This is a genomic window from Variovorax defluvii (assembly GCF_039541515.1).
Taxonomy (GTDB): domain Bacteria; phylum Pseudomonadota; class Gammaproteobacteria; order Burkholderiales; family Burkholderiaceae_C; genus Variovorax; species Variovorax defluvii.
Genome location: NZ_BAABGJ010000057.1, coordinates 51,167 through 59,044 on the forward strand (window position 1 = coordinate 51,167; position 7,878 = coordinate 59,044).

Annotated in this window: 11 protein-coding genes and 1 pseudogene; 11 read left to right on the forward strand and 1 reads right to left on the reverse strand. The window is 68.4% G+C overall.

The features are described from left to right. The first annotated feature begins 98 nt into the window (after positions 1 to 98). The 8 genes from ABEA07_RS17440 (at position 99) to ABEA07_RS17475 (ending at position 6,645) form a co-directional block, all read left to right on the forward strand. Entirely contained in the window at positions 99 to 614 is a 516-nt protein-coding gene (locus tag ABEA07_RS17440; protein ID WP_345539419.1) for a DUF1269 domain-containing protein, read from the forward strand. A 54-nt stretch (positions 615 to 668) separates the two neighbouring features. Then, on the forward strand, positions 669 to 1,862 hold the full coding sequence (locus ABEA07_RS17445; protein WP_345539420.1) for a c-type cytochrome: 1,194 nt from the start codon (positions 669 to 671) through the stop codon (positions 1,860 to 1,862). 29 nt (positions 1,863 to 1,891) lie between these two features. Beyond that, positions 1,892 to 3,661, forward strand: coding sequence for a cytochrome c oxidase subunit I (locus ABEA07_RS17450; RefSeq protein WP_345539421.1), 1,770 nt, complete (start codon positions 1,892 to 1,894; stop codon positions 3,659 to 3,661). Next, positions 3,658 to 4,296 carry a cytochrome c oxidase subunit 3 family protein gene (locus tag ABEA07_RS17455; RefSeq protein ID WP_345539422.1) on the forward strand — a complete coding sequence of 213 codons (639 nt, stop codon included), beginning with the start codon at positions 3,658 to 3,660 and terminating at the stop codon, positions 4,294 to 4,296. Before ABEA07_RS17450 ends, ABEA07_RS17455 begins: the two co-directional genes overlap by 4 nt. After that, complete coding sequence (locus ABEA07_RS17460) at positions 4,293 to 4,997, forward strand: heme-copper oxidase subunit III family protein (RefSeq protein ID WP_345539423.1); 705 nt, start codon at positions 4,293 to 4,295, stop codon at positions 4,995 to 4,997. The genes ABEA07_RS17455 and ABEA07_RS17460 overlap by 4 nt, the downstream gene beginning before the upstream one ends. A 12-nt stretch (positions 4,998 to 5,009) precedes the next feature. Further along, complete coding sequence (locus tag ABEA07_RS17465; protein WP_345539425.1) at positions 5,010 to 5,324, forward strand: cytochrome C oxidase subunit IV family protein; 315 nt, start codon at positions 5,010 to 5,012, stop codon at positions 5,322 to 5,324. 105 nt (positions 5,325 to 5,429) lie between these two features. Next, positions 5,430 to 5,762 carry a hypothetical protein gene (locus tag ABEA07_RS17470; protein ID WP_345539426.1) on the forward strand — a complete coding sequence of 111 codons (333 nt, stop codon included), beginning with the start codon at positions 5,430 to 5,432 and terminating at the stop codon, positions 5,760 to 5,762. Positions 5,763 to 5,841: 79 nt separating this feature from the next. Then, the gene (locus ABEA07_RS17475; RefSeq protein WP_345539427.1) at positions 5,842 to 6,645 is read left to right on the forward strand and encodes an alpha/beta hydrolase; all 804 of its coding nucleotides are present in this window, start codon (positions 5,842 to 5,844) and stop codon (positions 6,643 to 6,645) included. On the opposite strand, the gene ABEA07_RS17480 is transcribed toward ABEA07_RS17475, so the two are convergent. Beyond that, positions 6,636 to 6,785 (reverse strand): hypothetical protein, encoded by a 150-nt coding sequence (locus ABEA07_RS17480; protein ID WP_345539428.1) that lies wholly within the window; start codon positions 6,783 to 6,785, stop codon positions 6,636 to 6,638. The genes ABEA07_RS17475 and ABEA07_RS17480 overlap by 10 nt on opposite strands. On the opposite strand from ABEA07_RS17480, the pseudogene ABEA07_RS28715 reads away from it, so the two are divergent. From ABEA07_RS28715 to ABEA07_RS17490, 3 genes and pseudogenes are all read left to right on the forward strand, one after another. Then, a pseudogene (locus ABEA07_RS28715) lies at positions 6,730 to 6,852 on the forward strand (formylglycine-generating enzyme family protein); the annotation flags it as partial. The gene ABEA07_RS17480 and the pseudogene ABEA07_RS28715 overlap by 56 nt on opposite strands. A gap of 280 nt (positions 6,853 to 7,132) precedes the next feature. Next, complete coding sequence (locus tag ABEA07_RS17485; RefSeq protein WP_345539429.1) at positions 7,133 to 7,264, forward strand: hypothetical protein; 132 nt, start codon at positions 7,133 to 7,135, stop codon at positions 7,262 to 7,264. A gap of 79 nt (positions 7,265 to 7,343) precedes the next feature. Next, positions 7,344 to 7,878 (forward strand): hypothetical protein (locus tag ABEA07_RS17490; protein ID WP_345539431.1); only part of this gene is annotated, 535 nt, incomplete at its 3' end.

A 7,878-nucleotide genomic window follows, 5' to 3' on the forward strand; every position in this document is an offset into this window, starting at 1 on the left:
GCGGCGGGTTAGGCGGGCGCATCCTTGATAACCCCTTCACCCTGGCATATAAGCGCTCCATGGTTTCCTTTCGTCGCAAGACGAGCAAGGAGGGCGCCATGAAGAGACGCATCTACTGGCTGATGCCCGACGCGGCCAGCGCCCGGCGGGTGATGCATGACCTGGTGCAGGCACGGGTCGATGCCGCGCACATCCATTTCGTGGGGCCCGAGGGCGAGGACATGCGCGGTCTCCATGCCGCCAACGTCTGGCAGACCTCGGACCTGGTGCCTGCCGCCAAGAACGGACTGGTGATCGGCGGCGGCGTCGGCGCGGTCAGCGGCCTGGTGGCGGCGCTGGCCTTCCCCTTGACCGCCGACGGGCCGCAGTGGGAGATGGCGGCGGCGTTGGCGGTGCTGGGCGGCCTGGTGGGCGCCTGGTCCTCCAGCATGATCGGCATCTCCATTCCCAGCCCGCGGCTGGCGCGATTCGAAAGCGCGATCGCCGCCGGCCGGATGCTGCTGATGGTCGACCTGCCGCCCGCACGCGTGGCGGAGATCGAAGCCCTGCTCGAACGAGCCCACCCGGAAGCCCGCTTCGCCGGCGACGAGCGGATGATTCCGGCGTTCCCCTGAAGGTCCGGGTCCGCCCCGTCCGCTTGCGCGGCGATTCGACGAAGGAGGCCGCAGATGATCATGGCAGCCGTGCTGGCGCTCATCGTCGTCGCGTCGGTGGTATTTCATGCCGTCAATCCCTGGTGGTTCACGCCGCTCGCGTCCAACTGGAAGTCGATGGACGACACCATCACCATCACCCTGGTGATCACGGGCATCTTCTTCGTCGGGGTCAACCTCTTCCTGGCCTACACGGTGGTGCGCTATCGCCATCGCGAGGGCGACCGGGCGGCGCATGAGCCGCTCGGCCGCTCCGAAGGCGAAAACCGAAGCCGAAGGCGGAGGTACCTGAGTGAGCCGGAGAACAAGCGCCTGGAGCGCTGGCTCATCGGCATCAGTGCCGTCGGCATCATGGCCTTGCTGGCGCCGGGCCTGGTCGTCTACGCCAGCTACGTGAAGGCGCCGCCCGATGCGCTGACCGTCGAGGTGCTGGGGCAGCAGTGGCAGTGGCGCTTCCGCATGCCCGGCGGGGACCACAAGCTGGGCCTGACCGAGACGCGCTTCGTCACGCCGACCAACCCCTTCGGGCTGGATCCTTCCGATCCGGCGGGCCAGGACGACATCCTCGTCTCCGACCAGGAAATCCACGTGCCGCTGGGCCGGCCGGTGCACATGATCCTGCGCTCGCACGACGTGCTGCACGACTTCTTCGCGCCGAACTTCCGCGCCCGCATGAACATGGTGCCGGGCCAGATCAGCACCTTCTGGTTCACGCCCACCGTGGCCGGTCGCTTCGAGGCGATGTGCTCGCAGCTGTGCGGCGTGGGCCATCCGAACATGCGCGCCTTCGTGGTGGTGGAAGACGCGGCCGCCTACCAGGCCTGGCTGAAGGATCTGCAGACCTTCGCCATGACCCAGCGTCCGCCTTCCACCGAAGGCGGCCCGGCGGCGCAGGGGCGCGCGCTGGCCGATGCCAAGGGCTGCGTGGCCTGCCACAGCATCGACGGCAGCCCGCGCGTGGGGCCGAGCTGGAAGGGCCTGTACGGCAAGAACGAGACCCTGCGCGACGGTGGCACCGCGCTGGTGGACGACGCCTACCTGCGTGCCTTCATCCGCGATCCGCAGGCGGCGCGCGGCGTGAAGGGCTTCGCGCCGGTGATGCCGAAGATCCCCCTGTCCGACGACGAACTGTCGGCGCTGGTGGCCTTCATCCGGACCCTGGGCGCCGCGCCGCCGGCCGGCGCATCCGAGCAGAAGGCGCAGCGCTGAGCGCGACCCGCCCGCACCGAAGGAAGACCATGTCCAGCATCGTCGTCCCCGCCGCCCACCACGAGGAGCATGAGGAGCCGAAAAGCTTCTGGACCCGCTACGTCTGGAGCCAGGACCACAAGGTGATCGCGGTGCAGTACGCCTGCACCGCCATCGCGGTCGGCGTGGTCGGCGTGGTGCTGTCCCACCTGATGCGGCTGCAGCTGGGCTTTCCCGGCGCCTTCGCGTTCATCACGCCCGAGCGCTATTACCAGTTCGTCACCATGCACGGGATGATCATGGTGATCTACCTGCTGACGGCGCTTTTTCTCGGGGGCTTCGGCAACTACCTGATCCCGCTGATGGTGGGGGCGCGGGACATGGTGTTCCCCTACATGAACATGCTCAGCTTCTGGGTCTACCTGCTGTCGGTGCTGGTGCTGATGGCGAGCTTCTTCGTTCCGGGCGGCCCCACCGGCGCGGGATGGACGCTGTACCCGCCGCAGTCCATTCTGCCCGGCACGCCGGGCAGCGACACCGGCATCGTGCTGATGCTGGTGTCGCTGCTGATCTTCATCGTGGCGACCACCATGGGCGGGCTGAACTACGTCACCACCGTGCTGCAGGCGCGCTGCCGGGGCATGACGCTGCTGCGCATGCCGCTGTCGGTGTGGGGCATCTTCGTCGCCACCATCCTCGCGCTGCTGGGCTTTCCGGCGCTCTTCGTGAGCGGCGTGATGCTGCTGCTGGACCGCGCGGCGGGCACCAGCTTCTTCATGCCGGCGCTGCTGTCGATGGGGCAGGCCACGCAGTACAAGGGCGGCAGCCCCTTGCTGTTCCAGCACCTGTTCTGGTTCTTCGGCCATCCGGAGGTCTACATCGTGGCGCTGCCGGCCTTCGGCCTGGTGTCGGACCTGATCAGCGTGCATGCGCGCAAAAGCATCTTCGGCTACCGCATGATGGTCTGGGCCATCGTGGCGATCGGCGGGCTCAGCCTCGTGGTGTGGGCGCACCACATGTTCGTGGCGGGCATGAATCCGTACTTCGCCTTCTTCTTCGCCACCACCACGCTGATCATCGCCGTGCCCACCGCGATCAAGGTCTACAACTGGCTGCTGACGCTGTGGCGGGGCGACATCCACCTTTCGGTGCCGATGCTGTTCTCGCTGGCTTTCATCTTCACCTTCGTCATCGGCGGGCTGACCGGCTTGTGGCTGGGCAACGTGAGCGTGGACATTCCGTTGTCGGGCACCTATTTCGTGGTGGCGCACTTTCACATGGTGATGGGCGTGGCGCCGCTGCTGGTGGTGTTCGGCGGCATCTACCACTGGTACCCGAAGGTCACCGGCCGGATGCTGGACGACCGGCTCGGGCAGTTGCACTTCTGGATCACCTTCCTGGGCACCTACGCGATCTACTTCCCCATGCACTACCTGGGGCTGCTGGGCATGCCGCGGCGCTATTTCAATTTCGAGCACTACCAGTTCATTCCGCATTCGGCCTTCAGCCTGAATGCCTTCATCACCGTGGTGGCGCTGGGGGTCGGCGTGGCGCAGCTGCTGTTCCTCTTCAACCTGGCCTGGAGCCTGCGCCATGGCAAGCCGGCAGGCGACAACCCCTGGCGCGCCGCCTCGCTCGAGTGGCAGACGCCGCAGACGCCGCCGGTGCACGGCAACTGGGGGGCGCAGCTGCCGGAGGTCCACCGCTGGGCCTACGCCTATTCGGTGCCGGGTGTGCGCGAAGACTTCATCCCGCAGAACGCGCCGCCCGAACTGGGCGGGCAGGAAGCCGAGGCGGGCGGCGAGGAGGTCAGGGCATGAGCGGCAACACCCTGGCCGGGCGCTACGCCGCCTACCGCCGCGGGCCCGAGCCGCGCTCCGCAGCGCTGACCGCCGGCCTCGGGCTGTGGGTCTTCATGGGCGTGGCGACCACGCTGTTCTCGCTGTTCCTGGTCGCGTACGTGATGCGCATGAGCGGCAGCGACGCGGTGAGGATCGCGCTGCCGTGGCAGCTTTGGCTCAGCTCCGCGCTGCTGGCCGCGGGCAGCCTGGCCCTGCATCGCAGCGCTGTATCGGCGCGCGGCCTGCGGCTGGGCGACACGCGGCGCTGGCTGCTGGCCGGCGGGATCGGTGCGCTGGGCTTTCTCGCGGTGCAGTGGTGGGCCTGGGCCGCCTTGCTCGCCGCGCAAGTGATGCCGGCCGGCAACCCCGGCGGCAGCTTCTTCTACCTGCTGACGGCCGTGCACGGCCTGCACGTGGCGGGCGGCATCGCCGCCTGGGCCTGGACCGCGCGCGCCGCCTGGCAGCCCACGGCCGACCTCGCCAGCCTGGCCTGGCGCATCGCGCTGTGCGCGCGCTACTGGCACTTCCTGCTGGCGGTCTGGGCCGTGCTCTTCGCGGCGCTGGCCTGGCTCACGCCGGAGGTGGCGCGCTTCATCTGCGGAGTGACACCATGAACACCGCCGCCTTGCCCCCCATCGCCACGCCGGTGCTGGCGCCGGCCCCCGCCGAGGGCTGGCGCGGCCTGGTGGCCGACTGGTCCTCCGACCGCGAGGCCTTCCACGTCTCGTGGGGCAAGGCGATGATGTGGATCTTCCTGCTGAGCGACACCTTCGTCTTCAGCTGCTTCCTGATCGGCTACATGACGGTGCGCGTCTCCACCACCGTCCCCTGGCCCAACCCGAGCGAGGTGTTCGCGCTCAGCGTCGGCGGCGCGGAGGTGCCCTTGCTGCTGATCGCGATCATGACCTTCGTGCTCATCAGCAGCAGCGGCACGATGGCGATGGCGGTGAACTGCGCCTACCGACGGGACCGGGCCAACGCCGCCGCGCTGATCCTGGTGACCGCCATGTGCGGCGAGATCTTCGTCGGCATGCAGGCCTTCGAGTGGTCCAAGCTGATCCTGGAGGAGGGCGTGCGCCCCTGGGGCAACCCGATGGGCGCGGCGCAGTTCGGCTCGGCCTTCTTCATGATCACCGGCTTCCACGGGCTGCACGTGTCCTGCGGCGTGGTGTACCTGCTGGTGGTCGCCTTCAAGCTGCTGCGCGGCGACTACGAGGCCAGCGGCAACTACCAGATCGTCGAGATCGCGGGCCTGTACTGGCACTTCGTGGACCTGGTGTGGGTCTTCATCTTCGCGCTGTTCTATCTCTGGTGAGGAGAGCGTCACATGCAACCCGGCAGCGGCCAGCAACATCCGATCGGCCTCTATCTCAAGATCTGGGGGCTGCTGTTCGTGCTCAGCACGATGTCGTACCTGGTGGACTACCTGCACCTGCAGGGCCTGCTGCGCTGGGGGTTGATCATCACCTTCATGCTGCTCAAGGCAGGGCTCATCGTCGCCGTCTTCATGCACATGGCCTGGGAGCGTCTGTCGCTGGTCTACGCGATCCTGGTGCCGCCCCTGGCGCTGCTGGTGTTCCTGGGGCTGATGGCGGCGGAGGCGGGGCACACCTTGCTGTCGCGGCTGCTGTTCTTCGGCTGAAGGCGCGAAGACGGCAACTCCCTCTTTGGCGGGATGCGTCGCGAGATCGATGCCCCTAGAGTGACAGCGTGCGCAATGCGCATGCCAACAACCAAGGAGGCGGCCATGGCAACGAAACAGTTGCGAGGCGCCGCTGCGGCGGCGCTGGTCCTGATCGCGGCGTCCCCCACTTCGGCGCAGACGCCGCGCCCCCACCTGGCATCTGTCGGGGTGGAGGAACTGAAGCGTATCTATCTCCAGTGCGACCGCGTCGCCAGCCGGACGCTGCTCGACATGGCCACCGCGGCGCATTGCTCGATGGTGAGCGAGGAGCTCCAGCATCGGGTCTTCGGCGGCGACTTCGACGGGCTGGTCGCGTGGTGGCGAACGCAGAAGGCGAAGCCGGCCGAGGCGCCCCCCGAAGCGCTCATGGGGGACAACGAGTACCAAACACCGTAGCCCCGCGCCAGGGGACGAGGGGCCTCGCCGTGCCCGCGCGGCAGCGTGGACAATGGCTGCCCGAAAGATCTCGTCCTCCATGACCCAGGTCCTCGCCCCGGTGCTCAAGTTCGTCCTGGCCTGCGTGATCGGACTCGCGGGAGCTGCCATGTTCCAGGACCGCCTGCTCTACTTTCCCGCGCCCGCCACCGTCGTCGAGATGGCGACCGGCGGCCTGCAGCCCTGGCCGTCGGCACAGGATTTCCGTGCGCTGCTGGCGCAGCCCGCCGGCACGGCAGCCGCACGCGGCACGGTGCTGGTCTTCCACGGCAACGCGGGGCATGCCGGGCACCGCCGCTACTACGCCGACATCCTCGCGCAGCAGGGCTTTCGCGTGCTGCTGGCCGAGTACCCCGGCTACGGCCCGCGCGGCGGCGAGACGGGCGAGCGCAGCCTGGTCGAGGATGCGGCCGACAGCATCGCCCGGGCCTACCGCGCCTTCGGAGCGCCGGTGGTGGTGATCGGCGAATCGCTGGGCGCCGGCGTCGCCGCCGCGGCGGCGGCCCGGCAGCGCGAGGCCGTGGCCGGGCTGATGCTGATCACGCCCTGGGACAGGCTGATCAGCGTGGCCTCGTACCACTACCCCTGGCTGCCGGTGCGCTGGCTGCTGCGGGATCGCTACGACAGCGTCGAGAACCTGGCCGGCTTCGGGCGCCCGGTGCTGGTCGTGGTGGCGGCGGGAGACAAGGTGGTGCCGGCACGCCTGGGCCTGGCGCTGCACGAGTCGCTGGCTGCGCCCAAGCGCCTGCTCACGCTGGAGGCCGCCGGGCACAACGACTGGCCGGGCCGGGTCGATCCGCGCTGGTGGCAGGAGGCCATGGACTTCGTGCTCGGTCAGTCCTGAAAGGCCAGCGTCCACTGCGTCAGCGCGCCGATCGCGCGCCACAGCAGCGGCACCGGCCACGCCAGCCACCACAGCACCCGGCCGGCGCGCGTGCTGCGCGGCGCCTCGTTCGCGACCCGTGCGCGCCTGCGCTCGCTCAAGCGCCGCGGCTTCGCTTGGCCGGATCGCGACGATGGGTTCTTCGGGTTTCGTAGCTGCGCGTTCTGAGCGGGGCCGGGGCGGAGCGGGGACAGCCGCCGGTGAGATTGCGCAACAAAAAGCGAGATTCCTTCGGCGGGGTTTGGACTTGTTTTGAACTACAGTCCGCGCCACGCAAAAAAAACACAGGGAATTCATGAGAACGAAGAGCTTGGCTGCATCGCCAGCGCACGCATCGAGATCGCACGCATCGATGCCATCCCATCGCCGTATTCCGGCGCGGATGTGGAGCCGCACAGTCCTTGCCGCTTGCCTTTGCACCGCAGTGCTGGCAGCCCATGCCGGCGCCGTGAGCTTCACGTATGACGCGCTGGGCCGATTGGCCAGCACCGTCTACACCAGCGGCGCTTCCACCACCACGATCACCTACAGCTACGACGTTGCGGGCAATCGAAGCTCGGTGGTGACCACCACGCCTTAGCCGACAGGCTGGTCTTTCTCGCTGCTGCACGCGCGGTGCGTGCAGCCAGTTCTCCAACAAAAACTTCCAGGGGGTTCCCATGCCCAAGCTCGCGCGCGCCTGCGCCGTTGTCGTGGCCGTTGCCACATCGCTTGCAGGCGGCATCGCTGCCGCGCAGATCCAGAGCGGCAATGCTCGCAAGACTGCAGCGCCTTCCATTGCCCTTGGTGTTCCGGCAGCCGCTGCCAATGCGAACTCCAATGCGACAACGAAGACCCACCTCAGCCAGCGCTCGTCTTCCAGCACGGCGACACGCTCGGGCAGTCCCGTGACTTTCACCAGCGGTCAGCCTGCGCTGCAGTACCAGCCGGCCGACCTGCCCAGCACCAAGGATCCCGTGCGGCGCGAGGCCGTCAAGGAGGGTGCCAAAGATGTTGGCATTACCACCCGAGGCACAAGCACCACCGGATCCGCCGCCGCCAGTACCGGCGAGTTCGCCCCCGCCCCCGGGGTCCTGCGCGCCAACATGGCCCCGGTCACCTTCGCCGAGGCCGAGCGCGTGCTGTCCTCGCGGACCCTCCCTGCCAACGTCAACCAGGGCACCACCGCGGCGCGCAGGAGCGACATCGGCAAGC